We start from the raw sequence: 18,846 nt of genomic DNA on the forward strand, positions 1-18,846 counted from the left end.
TCTGCTGCCCACCGTTGCGCTCATCCGCGGCAAGCTCCTCGAGCGTCACCCCCTCCCGCTGCAGCCTCGTGGCCAGAAGGCGCTGCCGCCCAACATCTCCCAGCAGGTCATACGCTGCCGCGCGCGCATCCTCCGGGAGGGCCTGCGCCATCGCCACGATCTCCGGATGCAGCTGCATCAGCGCCGCCTGCTCGCGGCCGGTCAGCTCCGACCACAGTTCGGCGAGCATGCCGCCACCGGAGCGGGCGTCCTCGACCAGGTCTTCGAGTTCCACCGACCACCACGCCAACGCCCGGTTCACGGTGAACGTAGCCGCGATGTTCTCCACCGTCGCGATCCGGGTGCGCAGCAGTAGGGTTCGCCCGTCGAGCAGGCCGGTCGCACCTCCCTGCATCGCCTGAGCCATCGAGTCGCGCTGTTCCTGGGCGGCCAACTCTTCCCGCGCCCGCGCCAACCACTTCTCGCACTCGGCGGCGCGCATTTCGGGATCGAGTCCCTCGGCCTGTATCACCAGGAGCGGGTGGGCCTCCAAGAATGCCTGCTGCTCGAGCTTCGTCAGCTTCGGCCACAGTCGCGCGAACTGCCGCCCGCCGTTGTGCACATCCTCGGTCAGCTCCTCGAGCGACACGCCCTCCCGCCAGAGCGCTTGGGCCAGAATCAGCTGCCGCTCAGCGTCTCCCAGCGGAGCGGGACCGTCGTGCGCGGTATCGGGCGCCTCCTGCGCCACGACTTTCCGGTACCACGCCTTGCCGTCGAAATCGACGACGCACTGGGTGGTCTCGATCTCGTAGAGAGCCTTCATCCACGGCTGCAACCCACCCTCGCCGAACGACCTCTCCGTCGGCTTCTTGCCGGAGGACCTCTGGATCGCCTCGTCGACCATCAGATCCGGTTGCGCCCCGACGACCAGCACCGTCTTCTCGTCGACGAGCAACTGCATCCCGTCGCCGAGCGGCATCGCCTTCGCCTGGTCGACAAGGGAGTCGAGCAATTCCTCCGAGGCCGCCTTCGTCATGCGCTCCAGCAGGTCATCGGCCTGCCGCTGGGCCGCCCGCACACCATCGGCTTCCCGGCCGAATTCGGCCAGTTCCGTGGCCAATGCGTCGGCCTGCAGCTCCGCCGCCAAGATCTCGCCCGATTCCACCTCGCCTCGGGTGGTCGCTTCGGCACGGGCGAGCCTGATCCGCAGCACGGCATTGGTGAGCGCGGCCTGCAACCCGGCGATCCCCGCGCCGATCGGGCCCGGCACCGCCAGATCCCCTTCGAGCCCTGCGAGGAACTGCTCGATCCGGGCGCGCAATTCGGCCTCGGCGGCCTGCACCATCCGCCCATGAGCCCCCGCGAGCTGCTGCAGGTCCATCTCGGCCAAGCCGTCAGGAGCAACACCCGCCTGCACCACACGCCTGCGCAGCGCCATCAGCTCCAGTGCGTAGCGGCGGCGCACGTGCTGCAGCGTTTTCTTGTCCTGCTGCATACGCCGCTCCAGCCGACCCGACCTGAACGGTGTCGCCACCGGCTGCGCCGCGGTCCAGCCGGGCGACAGGCCTGGGAACCAGGGCTGTGGTTGGGTACCGGAATTCGCTTGCGCCGCTTCACCCTTGACACTCGCGGCGGCGGTGGTCGCTCCCGTCGTCCCGCCGGCGGTGCCGGCCACGAGGACGTGCGTCGACTGATCGGCATACGAATTCGACACGTCCAACGGCAGAATCAGCTGCTCGTTCTTCGAATCGGCCGCCGCCCGCGCACCGTCGGATTCGGGCGCAGCGGCGTCGGTCGAAGAATCGGGTGAAGTCCCCTCCTCGACGGAGGAGGCCATCGGCTGCCCGTCGGCATCGGCCGGTGGCTGCGACTGCTCCTCGACCAGGGTGGAGGCACCGGTCAGGTCGCCTGGTTCCTGCGGGGAGTCGGACCGTTCCCCTTGCCGGGCCTGCGTCCCAGCAGCGTCCGACTCGGTCCGGGCGCCCTGGTCCCCACCTGAAGCTCGAGCCCCCCGCTCGCCACCCGAAGACACTGTGGCCGAACCGGTCCCCGCTGCACCGGCGCCATTCGTCTGCGGCGGTGCAGTGCCCTGTGATGGTGCACTCGCCGATTGAGCAGCCGGGGCTCCCGGCGCCTGCTGCGCAGCCGGCGTGGCAGCCGCGGCCTGCGCAGCAGGCCCTGCCTGCGCGGTCGGCGTTGCGACCTGCACGGCCGGCGCCGGCGCGGCGGCCGCGACGAACTGCTCGACGTCGGCGACGAACTGCTGGGCCGCCACCCCCATGGCCGGCGTATCGCCGGCGGCCACGCCGAGCTGGTGCGCTTCGGCTGCCTGCTGGATCTCGGTCAGGTTGTCCCGGATCTGCTGCTCGGCAACCATCCGCTCCAGTGGATCTTCGGCGGTTCTCCACCTCTCGACCACCACCGCCATCGGATGATCGGGGGGAATCATGTCCAAGAACGCGCTGTCGCGTATCGAGTGGAAACTGGCCTCACCGGGCTGCCCACTTCGCCCGCCTCGATTTATCAACTGAATGTCGACAGCCGCGAGATGCGAGTGCTCGGAACCGATCACATGCAGACCACCCCGGGCCAGCGCCTCTTTGCTGGGCTTGATGTCGACCCCGCGCGCATCTTCCATCGTGAAGACGCTGACCGCTTCCAATTCACCGGCCTCGGCGTAGATCCGCGCCCGCTCCGCGTCAGCGGACGTCCCCGACTTCGGATCCTCCCACTTCGCGACATTCTCCGGTCCGGTCGTCGCGACCTTGATGCCTGCTCGCTCTAGCATCCGCGCGATTTTGCGTACCAGCCGGGGATCGTGGACGTACACCGCAACCGGCTGCCCGGTCCCGTGGTGCACCGCCAGCACCTGATCCACGATCGCCTGATCCCGTTCCTGCCGAGTGGTCGAGAATTTCGTGCCGGTAGGGTTGGCCTCGGGCTCGAGATTCAACTTGCTCGGCGAGAACCGGCTGATCACGGTGGTCTCCCCCAGACCAAGCTTCTTCAACTGACCCGACACCGCTTTCGCGGTACCCGAAGCACCGGTACGCAGGTCGTAATGCTCCTTGGTGAAGGTCTCGTCGATGGTCTGCGTCTTCGAATATTCCGTATTGTTGTGAATCTCCATATTCCACCGCGCCTCGAGCGCTTGGGCGATGTTTTCCCAGCGGGATATATTGGAGATCCCCTTATCCATGATCAATTTGTGCGTGACCTGATCGACGATCAGGATGTGGCCCTTCCGGATTCCTCGCCGAACAACACCGTCTTCCCCCACCTCCAATTTCTGCGGTTCACCGTGAATGATGTAATGCTTTCCGCGGACGAACTCCCAGCGCGCGAGCGCGGCCGTATCCAACAGCTCTCGCTCTTCGGGGGTCAGTTCCCTCTGGAGACGATCCCGCTCTTGGGGGCTCAATTCCCGCCCGAGGTTCTGCTCCTCCTGCTTGATCCGCTCCTGCCACAGGAAATCCTCGACCTTCGCTTTCCCTGCCGCGGTCAAGCGCGCCGGGCCCTCTTCTTGGTGAAGCTTCCGCCCGAAATCTTCATGGGTCAGAACCTTGTCCCGCATCGCATCGTTGAGAAAATTATTTGCCCAGCGGATCTTTGCCTCGACATGCGGCGGGGCCAGGTCGTTGGCCCCATTGGAACTGCTCCATCTGGAACTGCCGTAGATCAACGCCTCGTCGATCTCGTCGCCTATGAACTGGCGACCGGGCACCGGATGACCATGCATTCGAGATGTCACCACATCGGCGACATCACCGAGATAAATGGTGGGTTCCCCCGCCACCGGCTCCGGCATCTTCATATTCGAGTCGATCCGGATGATCTTGTACCCACGGTGACCGAAGGCCGCCACCAATTCCTGAATTTCGCGGGCGATCAAGTTGGCCTTGTTGATGTACTGGACCGCGCCCCTCTCCGCGGCCATCCTGCTCACGACATAGTGGTACATCATCGACTTACCCTCGCCCGCATCCATATTGACCGGGCCGTACTTCATCGCCTCACCGGCCGCGTACTGCGTCCAGCGCAGCGCCTTGCCGTCCCCACCCTCCAGCACCGCGGTGGTACGGCGAAGAATCTCGGTTGCCGCCATCCGGGATTCGATCGCGTTGCCGTGCCGCAGCATGTGGGTCAGCACCTCGTCCGAGACGGTCTGGATACCACCCCCCACCGCTACGGTGTTTGCGACCAGCATCCGGTAGTGCCGGGCCAGCCCACGGCCCGCGGTCTCGGCCGCCTCCTGCCGCCCGACAGCCGAGGCGCCCACCTCCCGAATTCGCTCGGTCACGATGAGCCCGCTCGCGGCCTCCCGCTCTATCGCCACCTGCCGTTCGAATTCCGGGCGGATCTCCGCGATCTCGGCCACCAATTCCTGGCGGCGCACCCGAAGCTGTTCCTCCAGCAAATCCCACCGTTCGGCCCGCTGGGTACGCAACTCACGAATCCGCTCCCCCAGCTCACGCCGCGCCGCTGGATCGGTCTGCTCCCGCGCCTCCTGCCGCAGTTGCTGCTCCGACTCCCACAGCTGCCGCATCCGCCTGCGGGCCTGCTCACGGAACCTGTCCTCGTCGTGACGCGCCTGTTCCCGCAGCTCGACCATCCGTCGCCGAGACTCCAGCTCCGCCAACCGCTCTCGCTCGACCGCCTCGATCGCGCCTATCCGCTCCTCCGCGATCTGCGTCGCCACCTTGCGGCGCTCGGCCCCCACCTCTTTCTCCATGGCCTCGCGTTCGGTGGCGACCGCGGCATCGGCTTCGGCATGCGCCTCGGCGATCTCCGCTCGCAACTTCGCCCGCGCCTCGGCGACCCGCATCTGCGCCTCGCGCACCTCTGCCCGCGCCTGTGCCTCCTGCACCTGCACCTGCGCCTGCGCCATCTCATCACGCGCCCGGTCCGGCGCCACCCCGTCCCGCAGGTCCCAGGGCAGCTGCGCATTCCGCGCTGCCCTGGCCCGAGCCACCGCCGCTTCCGCGTCCGCCACTCGCGCCTCGGCCGCGCGCACCTGCGCTCGCGTCCCGCCCTCCCGCGCCTGGGCCACCTCGTCCCTGGCCCGCCACAGCTCCCGCTGAGCCCGTGCCACATCTGTCGGATGCGACGCGTCTCGCAGGCGCTGCTGTGCCTGCGCCAAACGCTGCCGCGCGGCAGCTTCATCCGCGCGCGCCTCGCGAAGGTCATGCTGCGCGTTGCTTTGCAGTTGGCGGATCTTCTCCTGCTCCGCGGCCCGGATCTCCGCGATATGGTGCTCGGCCCTGCGCTGGCGCATCCGCTGCGTCTGCTCCGACAGGGTGCGCATGTCGGCGACCTGCTGACCGACCCGCTCCACCATCTTCTGCCGGTACTCGGTTTCGACCTGGGAACGGCCCGCGTTGTAGGCCTCGGCATTCACTTCATAGGAGTCGTGGAGTTGGACCTGCGTCCGGAGCCCTCCTGGAGCATCGGACGACACAACCAGCTCGACTCTGACGAAATGGTCACTCCCATTCTGGGTAGCCACCAGGATCATCTTGTTGGCGCCCACCGCCTCGGGCGTAACACCGAAGGTGGAACACACCTCCTCGGTAGCCATCCGCTCCGCGGTATTCTCCCGGTGCTCGGACTCGGCTACCTTGTCCTCGTACGCCTTGAACTCGGCAGCCATCTCATCGAGCATCTTCTTCGCCTTGGCCGCCTGCGCATCGGTCCCGACCCGCTCCAACCGAGCCCGCTCCGCCGCCTCCCACTCCCGGAAGCGTTCCGCCACAGGACGTTCCGGCGCGCCCGCCGGTTCGGGCGCCAGCACATCGAGCCGATCCCGGATAGCCACCTCGGCTTGCAACCGCTCCGACAGTGCCCGGGTGTACGCGCGCAGCCGCCGCCGCAACCGGTTCGACGGTTCGTGCGTATTCGGCTCTGCCGCCGAATGCTTCTGCTGCGCAGTGGATTCCTCTTTCGCGGCGGGAGACTCCTCCTTCGCCCCAGCGGCGTGCTCCTTCACCGGCTTGCCGGCATCCAGCCCGGAATTCGGATGCCGCTGCCCCGCAGCGGATTCCTCCTTCGCGGCGGGCTCGTGAGCATTCACCCCGGATTCGGCGACCTGCTCCCGCGCAGCGGCGCCCTCCTTCGCGGGCTTACCGGCATCCAGCCCGGAATTCGGATACCGCTGCCCCGCAGCGGATTCCTCCCGCGCGGGCTTGTGCGAAGCAGTCCCATCCTTCACACCCGCCGCCGGTGCGCCGGATTCGGCCCTGGCCGCCGTCGACGCTCCCCCTCTCGCTCCGCTTTCCGGGGCGGCACCTGCCCGTGCCTGGGAGGCCGGCGCGCCCTCGCTCGGGGCACGGGAGCTACCAGCAGCCGGATTTTCCGTCTTGCCCGCCTGCACCGGTGACGCGGCGTCGCCGGCGGCGATACCACCCCACGCCTTGGCACCCCCGCTCGCCGGGCCGGTCGCAACACGCGGGGTCGACGACGCCCCGCCCTCGACCGGCACCTGGAATTCCTTACCCAGGACATTCAGGGTGGTGGTCTGCGGCGCGACAGCCTGCGCCACTGTGGCCGGGGCCTGGGCCGCGACCGTCGCCGCCTGAGCCGTATCCGCGGCGACGGCAGTACCGCTGCCCGGATACTGCACCGCATGGTCATGCGCTTGGTATTGAAGAGTTTTCAGTGTGTGGATGTCGTTGCTCGCGGCCGCGGTGTCCAATTTTTCCCGGAAGTCGGGGGTCGGCAGCCCATCGGAGACTTTGAGGTCGGCCTCGATCGACTTCACCAGGTCGGCGTGCTCCACCTTGCCTGCCATATCCAGCGGCGTGGCGCCGATACTGGAGTGACGGGTGGCAGACAAACCGCCCCGGGCACCGCCCGCCGCACCCAGCGCGCCCATGTAGCCCAGGGAGAACATGTCCCACTGGCTGTGCAGCGCCCCGATGGCCACTGCGGTCGTCAGGCCTGTCGCGAACCCGGTCACCATGGGCGCCATGCGCCCCAGGCCGATTCGCGTGGCCGCCGGACCGAAGATCCCGGCAGCTGTGTGTCCGGCCACGCCGCCCACACCCCAGGCCAGTGCCGCATCACCGATCTTGGCCAGATCGAGGTCCTGTCCGGTGGCCAGTTGGACACCGGCGGTGAGCCCCGCACCGACGCCCGCCAGCTTCAATCCGGAGCCGAGCCCCTTGAAGGCGAGTTCCACGAAGTTCTCGAGACCTTCCAGCCCCATCCGGCTCAGCCCGCGCAGCAGCAGCTGTTCGCCGAACCATCGCCCGGCGGCGGCACCGAGCTTTTCCATCAACTGCGCGCGTGCCCGGGCGAAGGTGATCCGCCCGATCGTGACGACGACCGCTGCTTCCATCTCCGCAAAACCGGCCAACAATCCACCGGACGCGGCCACTTCGGCAGCCAGCCTCGCGAATTCCGCAGCACCCCACGCGGCGAAGATGGATTCGGTGACGCGGTCGCCGACAATGCTCGCGTTGGCTTCGGAGGTGAATTCGGGCACCGCCTCCATCGCCTTGATGAGGTGGTGGATCGAATACTTGCCGTCGGTCAGCTGTTTGAGCGACTTGGCGGCCGCTTCGCCACCGTGCCCCTCGTACCACTTTTCCGTCTGGTGGATGATCCGATTGAACTCAGGGAGAAGTTCGGTCAGCGAATCGGCAGCCTTGGCATAGTTGCTGCCGAGTTGAGCGACGCCGTCGAGATCCCAGTCCCAGGGATCCTGGCTGGGTGCGACGCCGCCGAAAATATCTATGAACAGCCGTAGGCCATCCGGAATCACAGTCGTTTCCTACCAACTGGATTCGGTGACCTCCGGTCCGGCGCCGCGGGATTCCTTGCGCTCGGCGCCGGACTCTTGGGGCTCGGCCGAAGCCTGTGGTGTGGTCGACGCCGCAATCGCGGTGGGCAGGCTGGTCAGGTCGTCCGGAATACCGGGCAGCAACTCCGAGAGCTTCGGCATTCGACCCTGGCGCTCCCGCATGGGCGCTACCAATTCCTCGGTCTTGCGCTTGATCTCGGTGAATGCTTGCTGCGCGGCAGCCGTCACAGCCTGGGCGATCTCGTCCGGGGACAGCTCGGTGATGTCCTCGTCCATCCGGGTTTCGATGAGCAGACCGTCCGCGTTCACCACGACGGTCACCTTCTTGTCGGCGGCCGTACCGGTACCGGTGAGTTGAGCGCGTTGTTGGTATGCGTCCCGAAGCGATGTCATACTCGCTTGGACACTCGCCATCATCTCCGCCAGCAGTTCCTCGTCGGCGCTCATGCTTTGTAATTCCGCATGATCTTGTTGATCTCTGCCTCGTTCTTGTTTTCCATTTTTTCGAGCAACTTCGCACCGTCGTCGAAATTGGTGGCGAAATCGCCCTCCAAGACCTTCACGTAGGAGGCACCGACATCCTGAATGGCATCGCGTTGCGGGACATAGTCCTGCTTGAAATTCTCGCCCGGAGCATGCGTCCCCCATGCGGGCTTCGACTCGAGCGGCCCGTTGTCCTCTTTCAGGGTATTCATCACCGATCGAATCTTGTCCGCGAGATCGGTCAAATCACCTGACAGCTCACGCATATTGGCAGCTTCGACCTTGAGCCTCTGCCCGTCGGGGGTGCTACCCATGGCGTCCTCCGTTCACTCGCACTCGGATACCGGACCCGTCGTCACGCCGACGCGCCCTGTCGTTCCTGGAAGCGCTGCTCGAACCCCTTCACGAACGTGGTCGGAGCGACCGACGACGAAGAATGTTCCAGCACACCGTCGTCCGCGATGTAGAAGATGGCGCGGCCGATAGCGATCTCGCCGCGCGGCACCGGCACGTACACCATCCAGCCGCAGCTGAATCGGTCGGCGGTCAGCTGATCCAGGGGGTATCCCGACGTGTCGAGGCCGCGTCCCTCGATGTAGGTGCGCACTCGGAAGATGGCCTCTTCCTCCGGCATCTGCTCCGGCAGCGACGCGACGACACCGGCCAGCGTCAGCTGGTACATCGCACCGTCGATATCGAAGCTGTCGTCGTCGAACAGGTTCTCCACGGTCTCCCGGGTGACCACACCGACTTCGGCGGCCGCGATCAAAGCCGCTGCGGCGGAACGCTGCTCGGCGCTCGGCGGCTGCGCGGCCAGTCCGGCGACGATGCCGACCGCGGTGTTCGCGGTCCATACGCCGGGCACCGCGGTGGCGCACTGCTCCGCGGACGGGGACTCGCCCCGATACCAGCGGCCACCCTCCCACCAGTAGACGAACGACATCAGCCCGGTCGCCGCACGCGGATTCAGTACCGGATTGGCAACCCATTCCGGCGCGCCCGCATAGAATTTCGGCATATCGATACCGTCGTTGTAGGCGGCGTCCAAATTCGGGGACTCCCACACACCACCGGACAGCACCGCCCTGCCACCCGGCAGCGAGTACAGCGTGCTACCACCGCGACGCGAGCTCTCGAACCATCCCATCGCCGGCAGCACCCGTGGGCCCCAGTCGGATCCGGCGGCCACGAATGCCGCGGAGACGACCGCCCACCGCGCCCACATCTCCGGGAAGTCGGGGAATTCGTTCTCCGACAGCACCGGCCACACCTTCGCGGCCTTATCCGCGCGTGCGGCGGCGGCGGCGTCCTGCGGGGTTCTGGTCTGACGGTTGTCGTGACCGATATATGCCGCGAGCCACACCGGCAGGGTTTCGCGCGGATATTCCTCCAGATCGGCGCGATAGGCCTCGGGATCGAACAGCTGCCCGTCCGGGAACGGCTCGTCGCCGAAGTCGTAGTCGACTTCGAACTCACCCTCAGCGCTCAACCGCACCAGCAGTCGCCACCACGGCTCACCGTCGAGCTCGGCGACCAGCGCCCGATGCTCGCGCACGCGCTCCAGCACCGGTGCGGCCGGTTCGGTCCGCATTGTCTGGCCGGCTCCGCTATAGACGACCTCGGCAACCCCGGTCGTGGTAGTCAGCACGAAAACCGCGTCGAGCTGCTGCCATCCGGGCGGGCCGGCCTCGCCCAGCGCGTCGGCGATCTCGCGGGCCAGTTGCCGATCCCGGCTCTCGGCGCCGGAATCCTCACTTGCCGCGGCGACGCCCTCGGGTTCGGCTGTGCCGTCCGGAGACAAACTGAACCCGACATCGGGCGCCTCGTCACCGTTGTCGGCCTCGCCCGGCTTCCCGTTCTTGTCGCTCACAGTCCGCTTCCACCGATCTTCATCGCGTGTATCCCTCCCCAAATCTTGACATCTCCGACGCAGGATTCCCAGGAGGGGGAAGTCGGAAGATTCGGCGCGGTCACGCTCCGCCGGAATGTATGCCGTAGATACCCCCTGTGTCCGAAATCTTGTGCGCGCGACCAGCGAACCGCTATCACGAAAAGGTCGGACAACCCGACTCGGCTGCGGCGAAGATCGCAACAGAGTCGAACTGCCCGACTATCGGACTCGTCCTGCCGAATGAGGCAGCAGTCGCCACCTGCCGGACGGCACCGGATCACCGCTGGACGTGAACAATGCCTCCCCCATGGATTGCGCCCCGGCCTCGTCTCCCGCCACCGCGGTGGCGGCGAACAGCGCGCCACCGGCCGCGACCGTGACCGCCACCCGGGACAACCGGCGGCGCATGCCACGACTCACTCCGCCAGGGACCGGACAGCGCTCGTGACTGCTTACGCCCGTGCCTATCATCAAATTGCTGACCGGCCAAGGATTCTTACCGATCCACTGGCGGCACGTCTGCTGGGTGTCACTGTGGATGAGCTGACCGAATTGGGCCGGCCCGCAGAGGATCGTCCCGGTGGTGTCGGCCCGGGAATCCTGCGGCTGGGTGTCAGTGATCGGCCGCGCCGCCTGTTCTTTGCCGCTCGTGCCCGTTTCGCCGAGGATCGTGTGGCCGAGGCCGTCGCTGCCGGCGTGTGACAGGTCGTGATCCTCGGCGCGGGCCTGGATACCTTCGCCTACCGCAACCCGCATCCTGGCCTGCGTGTATCGAGGTCGACCATCCCGCTACCCAGGCGTGGAAATTCCAACGCGCCGCATCCGGTATCGACCAGCCCGAGCGGTTGACTTTCGGACCGGTCGACTTCGAAACCGACACACTGGCAACACGATTGGAGGCCGCCGGATTCAGCCGGACCGATCCGGCCGTATTCGTGTGGCTCGGTGTGGTCTTCTATCTGACCCCGGACGCCGCTCGCACAACCCTGGAATACATGAAATGCCGCTTCGCACAACGGGATGGATATCTCAATGCTGTGTTCCTCCCCGTCCACAGACTATTCGCCGACCACCGGCCGTGACGACGCGCGGCGGGATCGGTGTCGGCCTGGAAGTTCAGGAGACCTTCATCGGATACCCGCGCCTACTTCGCGAGGTTCCAGCACCGGAGCCACGGGGGCTGCACCCTGCCGCGACCGAACTCCCAGTTCGCCGAACGGTTCCTCACCGCCCACCGGTGAGACCGGCGGGGCCGAAGATCGTCACAGGTGCCTCGGGCGCTCTGACCCGGGGCAGGTTCGGATCGCAATGTCTGTACTTCTTCGTCAACGATTGCTCGCGTTCTTCCGCACCATGTCAGGTCGAATCGAAGCGTGCGGCGCAAGCCTAGAGTGTGTAGTCGAGTATCGAGCGGGCGAGGGCGTCGTGGTCCTCGAGCATCGCCATATGCCCTACTCCGCGAAGGTATTCGAGCTCGGCACCCGGCACCGCCTCGTACTGGTACGCCGAGGCCGGGTCCCATCGAGGGTCGGAATCCCCGAAGATCACGAGGAGGGGCTTCCCGGCGGCGATGAGGCGCTCGGGCACAGTCCCCGCGGCGATGTAGTCCATGTTGGCAGCGAGAATCGCGCGGAACTCTCGATAGGTCGTCCTTCGCAGATCGGCTACAGCTGTGTCGGGCACCGTGATCGGGGCCGCCGCAGTCGCTGCCACTCCGCGGCGGATCATCGAGTCGGTACGAATCGCCCACACGAGCGGGCCGAAAGGCGGCGAGGCGAGCGCCTTGATGATTGCCGGCTCGGGTAAGAGCGCTGTTTGGCTCGGCCCTGTGCTGACCAGGACCAGCTCGCCGACCAGGTCCGGACGACGCTCCACGAGGGCGGTCGCGACGTATCCCCCGCTGGAGTGACCGACCACCTTCAGATTCCGGAACCCGAGCTCGTCCAACACTGCTGCTGTCCGATCCGCCTGCTGGGGAACGGCGTACGTGGACGCCGGTTCGGATCGGCCGCATCCCGGAAGGTCGATCGTGATCACCTGATACGCCGTGGTGAGCGACGGCACCACCGGCGCCCACGTCGAACCGGTTGCGCCCGAACCGTGGATGAGCAACAAGGGCGGTGCCGCAGAGTCTCCGTCGATGACAACGTGCAACCCGTGGATTGTCGTGTCAGCATGTGTCCGGCCGGGGATCGATTCGCTCATACCGACAGCTTCGTCGGGGGCTCGTCGCACCGTCTTGTACGAATGTCACGTTGTCCAGACCTGGCTAGCCTGGGATGCATGACCGCTACTGGCCTACTGGACTGGAGCCGGGTCGAGGTCGCTGTCGCTGGTCTCCCGACTCCGGGAGTCCGGATGGCGGGTTTCCGTTACTACGACATCGGCCCCGTGGACCTCACGATGATCCCGCATCCCTCGGTCACGCTCCTGCTCGATCTCACCGAACGCGGAGTCGTCCACAACGGTCCCGGAGGCCCGGTCGCGGGGAACGCGATCATCGGCCTCCGTGCCGGCGCCTTGCGCATCACCAGCGTGGGGGTCGGCGAAGTCTTGCAGATCCGCCTGTCCCCCGTCGTCGCCGCAGCGATTCTCCGAGACACCGATATCATCGGCGGTACCGTGACACCGTTGCCGCAACTGTGGGGCGGCAGCGCTGCCATCTTGACCGAGCGGCTCCGTTCGACACCGTCGTGGGACGACCGGTTCGCCCTCGCAGGCGCGTTCCTTCGAAACCGGGTGCCCGGCAAATTCGCTGTAGCACCCGAATTCGCGTACGCCTGGGACCAGACTGTCCGGACCAGAGGGAGGCTCCGGATCGAGACTCTCGCCATCGAGACCGGCTGGACCCGCCAGCGACTCTGGTCTCACTTCCGGACTCGGATCGGAGTCTCGGCCAAGCATGCATCCGAACTCGTCCGCTTCGACCATGCCGCTCATCTTCTGGCGGCAGGTCGCTCGCCCGCGGATGCCGCGGCCGAGGCAGGCTATGCCGACCAATCCCATCTTCATCGTCGCACCAAGGCGATCACCGATATGACCCCGACCCTCGTCGCGAGCGCACCGTGGCTCGCGATCGACGAAACTGCGTGGCCGACGGGCTGATCCCGCAGCCGACTGCATACCGACGGCCTGCTCGACGGGCACATGAAACCGGGGTGACCCGCGAGGTCGGCGTGCGGTCCGCTTCGTTCAGACCGCGCTTCGTGCCTGCGGCGTCCCGAGTGCGCGTATGGCCTCCGCGGTCGCCCATTGGGCTTCGGCCTGCGCGAGGGCAGCATGTGCCTGTGCCTGAGCGATCACGTTCCGCCGCTCCGCGCCGCTGACCGCGTCGCTGGCGGTGAGGCCACTGAGCAGAGCCTCGGCGCGCTGCTTGTGAGTGGTGTAGTCATCCATCGCTCAATTCTCGCACCCCTGGAACGGGCAGATTCCTGGACGGCTGCGGGAGATAGGTCGGACGCGGCTCTCGCCCTGCCGCCGACGCACCGGCGCGCGCATGCTCCGCCCAGGTTGCGGAGCTCGGGCCGCTACACGCCTATGCGGCGGCGCGCAGCGCCTCTTGATCCCGTATTGCGAACTCGGCAACCACTCGCGGAACGTGATGTGCGCCGGAAGAATCGAGGCATATCGTGGTGCGAGCCGAGGATCGGTGCATGGCGACTTCGATCATCCCCACGATTGTGCTGAGTCAGGTCGAACACATAGGCAGGCGACCTGGACGTCGCATCCCGTGCCGATATCGGATCGAGTCCTTAGAGCAGCCCCAGCCCCCGTCCGGGCAGTAAACAACAAACGTGGCTGTCCGGCCCGTAGGTGAGGACAACCACGTGATGACGGCTCCGGCCCCCAGAACGTCGGCCACGAATGGCAGCGGGTCCGCGAAGCGCTGGGCATGGCCGATGACATCACCGCGCACAGCTTCCGCCACGCCGTCGCGACGATTCTCGATGACGCGGGCCTGTCGGCACGGATCACCGCTGACGTACTCGGCCATGCGGACCCCGCCATGACCCAGCGTCGCTACATGGCACGCGGGCGAACACACCACGCGGCGGCGGAAGCACTCGAACGCGCCGTTAATGGTTCGGAGAATTAGTTGGGAGTTTGTTGGAGGATTAGCCGCTTCCGGTTCGTCTCACCGAACCAAAAAGCGGCCCTGACCTGCAAAAAGAGTGGAGCTAAGGGGACTCGAACCCCTGACCCCCACACTGCCAGGAGTGAGCGGCGAGCCTGACCAGGGCATTTGTCGCAGCCATTTCGGCGTCGATGGTGTTGTCCGAGTGGGCTGCTGTCGTCGTCGTTGTCGTCGGATTTGTCGTCGGTCCGCTGAGCTGGCATTGTCTCCCCCACCCCTTCGAGCGCCGCTCCATCCGGCCGGATTCAACATATCCGCTTGAGGTGGCATGGCCGCGTCGATACCTTAAGCGCATGACTAGCGTGGACGACCTGATCAGTGACCTCGACGTTGTTCTTGAGTCGCTGCGTCGGGCCTCGACCCTGCAAGAGGAACGTATCGCTTTGTCGGGTGTCCTCGACCATCTGTACAAGCTTCGCTGTCTGCGCGAATCGGATTCCTCGTACCGTGATCGAGTCCGTGCTGACCGTGGCGGCAAGGTCGCGGAAGCGATCAGCCTGATCCGGGGTGACATGACACACGATGTCACGAAGGAAATCGAACCGAAAAGCAAGATGCTGCACCCCGGCGAGGACCTCTTCCCCAGCGAAGACCTCTTTCCGGGCAAGCAGCTCATCTGGTTGTATGCGTGCGAGATGGTGGATCAACTCCATCAGGATCTCCGGTCGCGAGGCGAGAACCAGTACTCGCGATACGAGTACTACGGTCGATATGTCGCAGGACAGCCGGTGCTGCAAACCGTCGTGGCAGCAAGGGATTTCCTGGTAAACGACGCCGGTTCGTAGGTCCTGTGGCGGATAGATCGCCTATCCGCCACCTACCTACTCCCCCGCTTTCCTCATACTGGCCATCCCTCAGCGGAAGACGGGCGTGTCAAGGATGCCGATAGGCACCGCGTAGCGGACGCCCGAAGGGTGGTCCTTGACTCGTTCGGCTGGAGCGAGACAATCGGGCCATGAGGAAGGAGGGGGACTCCCAACGCAACCAGACACCATGTCGGAAAGCTGCCGTTCATCGCCGAACGGTGCTCCAGCATCGCCCCGGTTGTCCGAAAGTGGTTGGCGCGCTCTTTAATCTAAGTAATAGGGGAATTCGGCAGTCGATCGTGGTGGCCGTGCTCGGTGACCGGACCCGGTTGCGGTAGGTCCGGTCACCGTGGGTGGATCAGAACGGCGGCTCGGTGGCGTCGGTGCCGTTGCTGGTGGTGCGGGCGTAGCGGGTGATCTGTGCGGTCTGGCCCTTCAGGTCGACGGAGACCGTGTCGGCGGTGAGTTCGAGTGCGGCATGGGGCTTGGCGTCCTTGCCGATGTAGGGGTCGGCGCTGAGGCGGTGGCCGGTGACGGTGACGCGGCATCCCTTGGTCAGGCTGTCGCCGGTGAGTTGCGCGAGGTCGCCCCAGCAGTTGACGCGGATGGCGGTTTTGGCGGCGTCGACCCATTCGTTGCGGTCGCGGTCGAACCTGCGGTCGTTGGAGATGACAGTGAAGTTGGTGACGAGTTTGCCGGTGTTCGTGACGCGGGGTGCGGGGTTGTCGGCAAGGTGGCCGGTGATGGTGACGGTGACGTTGCTGGCCATGGCGGCTTCCTCCTGGTGAGAGAGCTCGGGCGGCTCCCGGTGCTTGGTGGGACGGAGGTCGCGGTGGTGGGGCCTGCATGGTCGTGTCAAGGCTCGCTGCGTGCCCGTCTCACTGGATGTGTTGGGCGGCAGCTCAATTGGTGAGGCGGGTTCGTGGTGACTTGTCTTGGTCTTGGCGGGATCGTGTAGGTCCTGCCATGGTGGCATTCGGCCCGGCGAGTGCCGGGAGTCGTTCGTGCTCATGCGCCTGGAGGACGCCGCGGTGGCCAGTGACGGTGCCGTTGCCATCGCCGGTCGTCTTGCCGACAACCTCGAATCTCGTGGCGCGGGCGCTGGTGGGCTCGTCGGCGGCTGCACTGTCGTGTTCGGCGGTCGTAGGGTCGACCGCGAGCGTGGCGGATGGGTTGGCGTGGTCGGGGCCGTTGTCCGGGTCGGCTGATGGGGTGGGCTGGTGTGGGTCGCCGGCGACAGCCTGACCACGGGGTGACGGGGCGCTGTTGCCGGTCGTCGTCTGAGCGTCGGTCCCTGCGTCGGCAAGGACGTGAAGTGGCGTGCCGCACTCGAACTCATCGTCGGTGCGGTGGCCGTCGACCTGAAGGGTCGGAGTGTGCGGGGCACCCGTTGCGGTCGCGGCGTCAGCAGCGGTGTCGGCGTCGGCGAGACGTTGTGCTGATCGGCGCACGGTGAGCGGGCCTGCTGCGGCCGGGTCCGGTGGCCGAGCATGGTTGCCGCGGTCGACTGCTGAATTCGCCTGTTACTTGGATCAATTCGCGGTCGCTGGCGGGTGCCGCGACACGCCGACGTGCCGGTGCGGGGCGGAGCCTGTCGGAGCCCCGCACCGCTGTGCGGTGCTGCGTGGCGCGGCGCGCGTCAGCGCGCCGCCTTGATCCTGTACGGCTGAATTCGGCAACAACCGTCGAAGACTATGCGTCGAATGTGTCGTACCGACTCCGTACGCTGATTCGAAACGAGGACAAGGCCAGTCGGTGAGTTTGGCGAAGGGGTCGGGATGAAGGCGTGGGCGCTGCTGTCGAACCAACACGAACGCACCTGGGAGAGCAACGAGGGATACCCGGATGTTCTGGGCTCTCAATATGCCTACGACAGCGGTGTAGCCAACCACCTGAACGTTTCGGTCGGCGATATAGTGGTGCTACGCAATTCTGAAGTGGTGCACGGTATTTCGCGCATCGACCGCATCGACTCCGAACCCGGCATGAAGACACGACGTGTCTGCCCGAAGTGCGGGAAGACCGGGTACATCAAGCGGACGACGAAGACACCGACCTTCTTGTGTCGACACAAGGGCTGCCGACACGAGTTCGAGGTCCCTGAAGAAAAGAAGGTGCCGGTCACGCTGTACGTGGCGAGCTACGGTGCACAGTGGGAACCGCTGGATGGCGCTCTGTCGTACGTCGATGTCTTGCTGGCGCTGGATCGGGCTCAGCAGAACGCGATTCGCGCGTGCGATGTCGATCGCCTCGAACAGTTGTTGGCCGGCATCAGCGCTGTGGTCCCGCCAGCGCCTGAAGTGCGGTCAACCCCGCCCAAGGGGGGACGTCGCACAGCATTGGTGAAGGTACGCAACGGGCAGGGCGCCTTTCGGGAACAACTGCTGCAGATGTACGGGCTCGTGTGCGCGATCACCGGTCCTTGTCCGGCGCCGGCGCTGCAAGCAGCCCACCTTCGCGAGTTCGCCAAGCATGAGTCCCACGATCCTGCCGATGGGCTCCTGTTGCGCTCTGACATTCATCAGCTGCTCGACGCCGGACTTCTGGCGGTGGATACGACGACGATGAAAGTCGTTATCGCTCCGTCTATTGCTCGATACCCCAACTACAAGGCACTGGAGGGTATTACAGTCAAGACCGGTATTTACGTTCCCGCATTGACCGATCACTACAACGAGGTCGCTGCCGCGTGGTGATCGGCCGCGAATGTCGGCCACCTTACTTCGGATCGCGAGGCACGATGTCCGCTACGCGTGTACCAAACGGGGGTAGCGCTAGTTGCATCACAAAAATCGATGGTCTGGCCGCATCATTATGGATTAGGCTAGCGCCGTGACACCCGAAGCGGAGCTTCTTGATATTATCGAAGACTATCGGAAGAAGATAGACCGGCTTACCATATGGCGTACCGGTCCGGATCGCCTTCAATCACTCCTTCGAATAGCGGTGCGTCCACGTGCCGAAATGGCGCGACATAATCGTGATAGCACCGATTTTCCATGGGAATCTCTGGTGGAAATTATGATCGAGTGGCATTACAAATATCCCATAGGTAGCGCACAATGCAACGAAGACGATGCATTCGAAGCCCTCATGTTAGCGATGTCATTCATGCGCCTCGATCCTCTAAGGGCGGCCGTGCGAGTCGGAGGCTACAGGGTTAGACGAAATAGCGGCGCTTTCAGGGTGACGCATAAATGGGATATGGGTGCAGAAGTTGCCGACATGATGCTGGAGCGACAGGCGCGCAAAACGGTACATCACAATACGACACAAGCTGAGCTGGATTGGGCAAAGACTCAGACGCGCAATCGCCTAAATAGCTTCTCGCCGCCTATCAACCTTCTACGTTCGGCTTCGGTGCGCGCGAATCTTTTGGTAGATCAAATTAAGAATGGACATCCGGAAGGATATTTGCCAGATGATTTCAGCTTAGGTGCCGGATTGACTGTGGGAATAATGACCAAGGTCATTACGGGCCTGATGGCTATTGCAGACCTGGGCGAGCTGGCTCATAGCAGGGTTGCACATCCGGGAACGACATTGCTGCATGCACAACGTTCGATGTTCATTGGATGGATTCGCCAGCTGCATAGTGACCTCTCGGAGGAGATCGTCGGAGCGGCAATAGATCGACTGATGGTTGGCCCGAAGCGCTCGCTTAGTACTGCAACGGCGTTTCAGGTGAGGGGGTGTCCGCGGCGGCGGTAGTGACTGAGGCGGGCTTGGTGTTGGCGTCGTCGTCGCCATG

13 protein-coding genes and 2 pseudogenes (1 of these 15 only partly in view) are annotated in these 18,846 nt (G+C 65.3%); 8 read left to right on the plus strand and 7 right to left on the minus strand.

From position 1 onward, the window contains the following. The 4 genes in view from ACIBW7_RS16440 to ACIBW7_RS16455 are tightly spaced (at most 41 nt apart) and all read right to left on the minus strand, a layout consistent with a single transcriptional unit that may run on beyond the window. Positions 1-7,741 carry the start of an HpcH/HpaI aldolase/citrate lyase family protein gene (locus ACIBW7_RS16440; RefSeq protein ID WP_397047094.1) on the minus strand. 118,418 nt of this gene lie to the left of the window's left edge, so only the first 7,741 of its 126,159 coding nucleotides appear in the window; it begins with the start codon at positions 7,739-7,741; its stop codon lies off the left edge, out of view. A 9-nt stretch (positions 7,742-7,750) separates the two neighbouring features. After that, complete coding sequence (locus tag ACIBW7_RS16445) at positions 7,751-8,227, minus strand: YbaB/EbfC family nucleoid-associated protein (protein WP_397047044.1); 477 nt, start codon at positions 8,225-8,227, stop codon at positions 7,751-7,753. Then, on the minus strand, positions 8,224-8,577 hold the full coding sequence (locus tag ACIBW7_RS16450) for a hypothetical protein (RefSeq protein WP_397047045.1): 354 nt from the start codon (positions 8,575-8,577) through the stop codon (positions 8,224-8,226). Before ACIBW7_RS16450 ends, ACIBW7_RS16445 begins: the two co-directional genes overlap by 4 nt. Before the next feature lie 41 nt (positions 8,578-8,618). Next, positions 8,619-10,133 (minus strand): hypothetical protein, encoded by a 1,515-nt coding sequence (locus ACIBW7_RS16455; protein ID WP_397047046.1) that lies wholly within the window; start codon positions 10,131-10,133, stop codon positions 8,619-8,621. A gap of 261 nt (positions 10,134-10,394) precedes the next feature. Here ACIBW7_RS16455 and ACIBW7_RS16460 point away from each other — a divergent pair. Further along, positions 10,395-11,236 (plus strand): annotated as a pseudogene (locus tag ACIBW7_RS16460) (class I SAM-dependent methyltransferase). A 304-nt stretch (positions 11,237-11,540) separates the two neighbouring features. On the opposite strand, the gene ACIBW7_RS16465 reads toward ACIBW7_RS16460, so the two are convergent. After that, positions 11,541-12,359: an alpha/beta fold hydrolase gene (locus tag ACIBW7_RS16465; RefSeq protein ID WP_397047047.1), complete on the minus strand. Its 819-nt coding sequence runs from the start codon at positions 12,357-12,359 to the stop codon at positions 11,541-11,543. A 78-nt stretch (positions 12,360-12,437) separates the two neighbouring features. Here ACIBW7_RS16465 and ACIBW7_RS16470 point away from each other — a divergent pair, with 78 nt between their 5' ends. Next, on the plus strand, positions 12,438-13,259 hold the full coding sequence (locus tag ACIBW7_RS16470; protein ID WP_397047048.1) for a helix-turn-helix domain-containing protein: 822 nt from the start codon (positions 12,438-12,440) through the stop codon (positions 13,257-13,259). Between the two features lie 87 nt (positions 13,260-13,346). Here the strand turns inward: ACIBW7_RS16470 and ACIBW7_RS16475 are convergent, their stop codons facing one another. Then, complete coding sequence (locus ACIBW7_RS16475) at positions 13,347-13,550, minus strand: hypothetical protein (RefSeq protein ID WP_397047049.1); 204 nt, start codon at positions 13,548-13,550, stop codon at positions 13,347-13,349. 427 nt (positions 13,551-13,977) lie between these two features. On the opposite strand from ACIBW7_RS16475, the pseudogene ACIBW7_RS16480 reads away from it, so the two are divergent. Beyond that, a pseudogene (locus ACIBW7_RS16480) lies at positions 13,978-14,250 on the plus strand (tyrosine-type recombinase/integrase); the annotation flags it as partial. A gap of 341 nt (positions 14,251-14,591) precedes the next feature. Beyond that, positions 14,592-15,074 (plus strand): hypothetical protein, encoded by a 483-nt coding sequence (locus ACIBW7_RS16485; RefSeq protein WP_397047050.1) that lies wholly within the window; start codon positions 14,592-14,594, stop codon positions 15,072-15,074. A 379-nt stretch (positions 15,075-15,453) separates the two neighbouring features. On the opposite strand, the gene ACIBW7_RS16490 is transcribed toward ACIBW7_RS16485, so the two are convergent. Continuing rightward, positions 15,454-15,864, minus strand: a complete 411-nt coding sequence (locus tag ACIBW7_RS16490; RefSeq protein WP_397047051.1) for a single-stranded DNA-binding protein — start codon at positions 15,862-15,864, stop codon at positions 15,454-15,456. Between the two features lie 235 nt (positions 15,865-16,099). Between ACIBW7_RS16490 and ACIBW7_RS16495 the strand changes: the two genes are divergently transcribed. From ACIBW7_RS16495 to ACIBW7_RS16510, 4 genes are all read left to right on the plus strand, one after another. After that, the gene (locus ACIBW7_RS16495; protein ID WP_397047052.1) at positions 16,100-16,303 is read left to right on the plus strand and encodes a hypothetical protein; all 204 of its coding nucleotides are present in this window, start codon (positions 16,100-16,102) and stop codon (positions 16,301-16,303) included. A gap of 102 nt (positions 16,304-16,405) precedes the next feature. After that, positions 16,406-16,537 (plus strand): hypothetical protein, encoded by a 132-nt coding sequence (locus tag ACIBW7_RS16500; protein ID WP_397047053.1) that lies wholly within the window; start codon positions 16,406-16,408, stop codon positions 16,535-16,537. A gap of 336 nt (positions 16,538-16,873) precedes the next feature. Beyond that, positions 16,874-17,791 carry an HNH endonuclease gene (locus ACIBW7_RS16505; RefSeq protein WP_397047054.1) on the plus strand — a complete coding sequence of 306 codons (918 nt, stop codon included), beginning with the start codon at positions 16,874-16,876 and terminating at the stop codon, positions 17,789-17,791. Positions 17,792-17,927: 136 nt separating this feature from the next. Continuing rightward, on the plus strand, positions 17,928-18,806 hold the full coding sequence (locus ACIBW7_RS16510) for a hypothetical protein (RefSeq protein WP_397047055.1): 879 nt from the start codon (positions 17,928-17,930) through the stop codon (positions 18,804-18,806). The last annotated feature ends 40 nt before the right edge of the window (positions 18,807-18,846 follow it).

The sequence above is a fragment of the Nocardia sp. NPDC049526 genome (genome assembly GCF_044465765.1).
In the GTDB taxonomy this organism is placed as follows: domain Bacteria; phylum Actinomycetota; class Actinomycetes; order Mycobacteriales; family Mycobacteriaceae; genus Nocardia.

Excerpts from the sequence above, each read along its gene's own strand:
- ACIBW7_RS16505 (WP_397047054.1), top strand. The coding sequence starts at position 16,874 with ATGAAGGCGTGGGCGCTGCTGTCGAACCAACACGAACGCACCTGGGAG.
- ACIBW7_RS16445 (WP_397047044.1), bottom strand. The coding sequence starts at position 8,227 with ATGAGCGCCGACGAGGAACTGCTGGCGGAGATGATGGCGAGTGTCCAA.
- ACIBW7_RS16470 (WP_397047048.1), top strand. The coding sequence starts at position 12,438 with ATGACCGCTACTGGCCTACTGGACTGGAGCCGGGTCGAGGTCGCTGTC.
- ACIBW7_RS16450 (WP_397047045.1), bottom strand. The coding sequence starts at position 8,577 with ATGGGTAGCACCCCCGACGGGCAGAGGCTCAAGGTCGAAGCTGCCAAT.
- ACIBW7_RS16490 (WP_397047051.1), bottom strand. The coding sequence starts at position 15,864 with ATGGCCAGCAACGTCACCGTCACCATCACCGGCCACCTTGCCGACAAC.
- ACIBW7_RS16475 (WP_397047049.1), bottom strand. The coding sequence starts at position 13,550 with ATGGATGACTACACCACTCACAAGCAGCGCGCCGAGGCTCTGCTCAGT.
- ACIBW7_RS16465 (WP_397047047.1), bottom strand. The coding sequence starts at position 12,359 with ATGAGCGAATCGATCCCCGGCCGGACACATGCTGACACGACAATCCAC.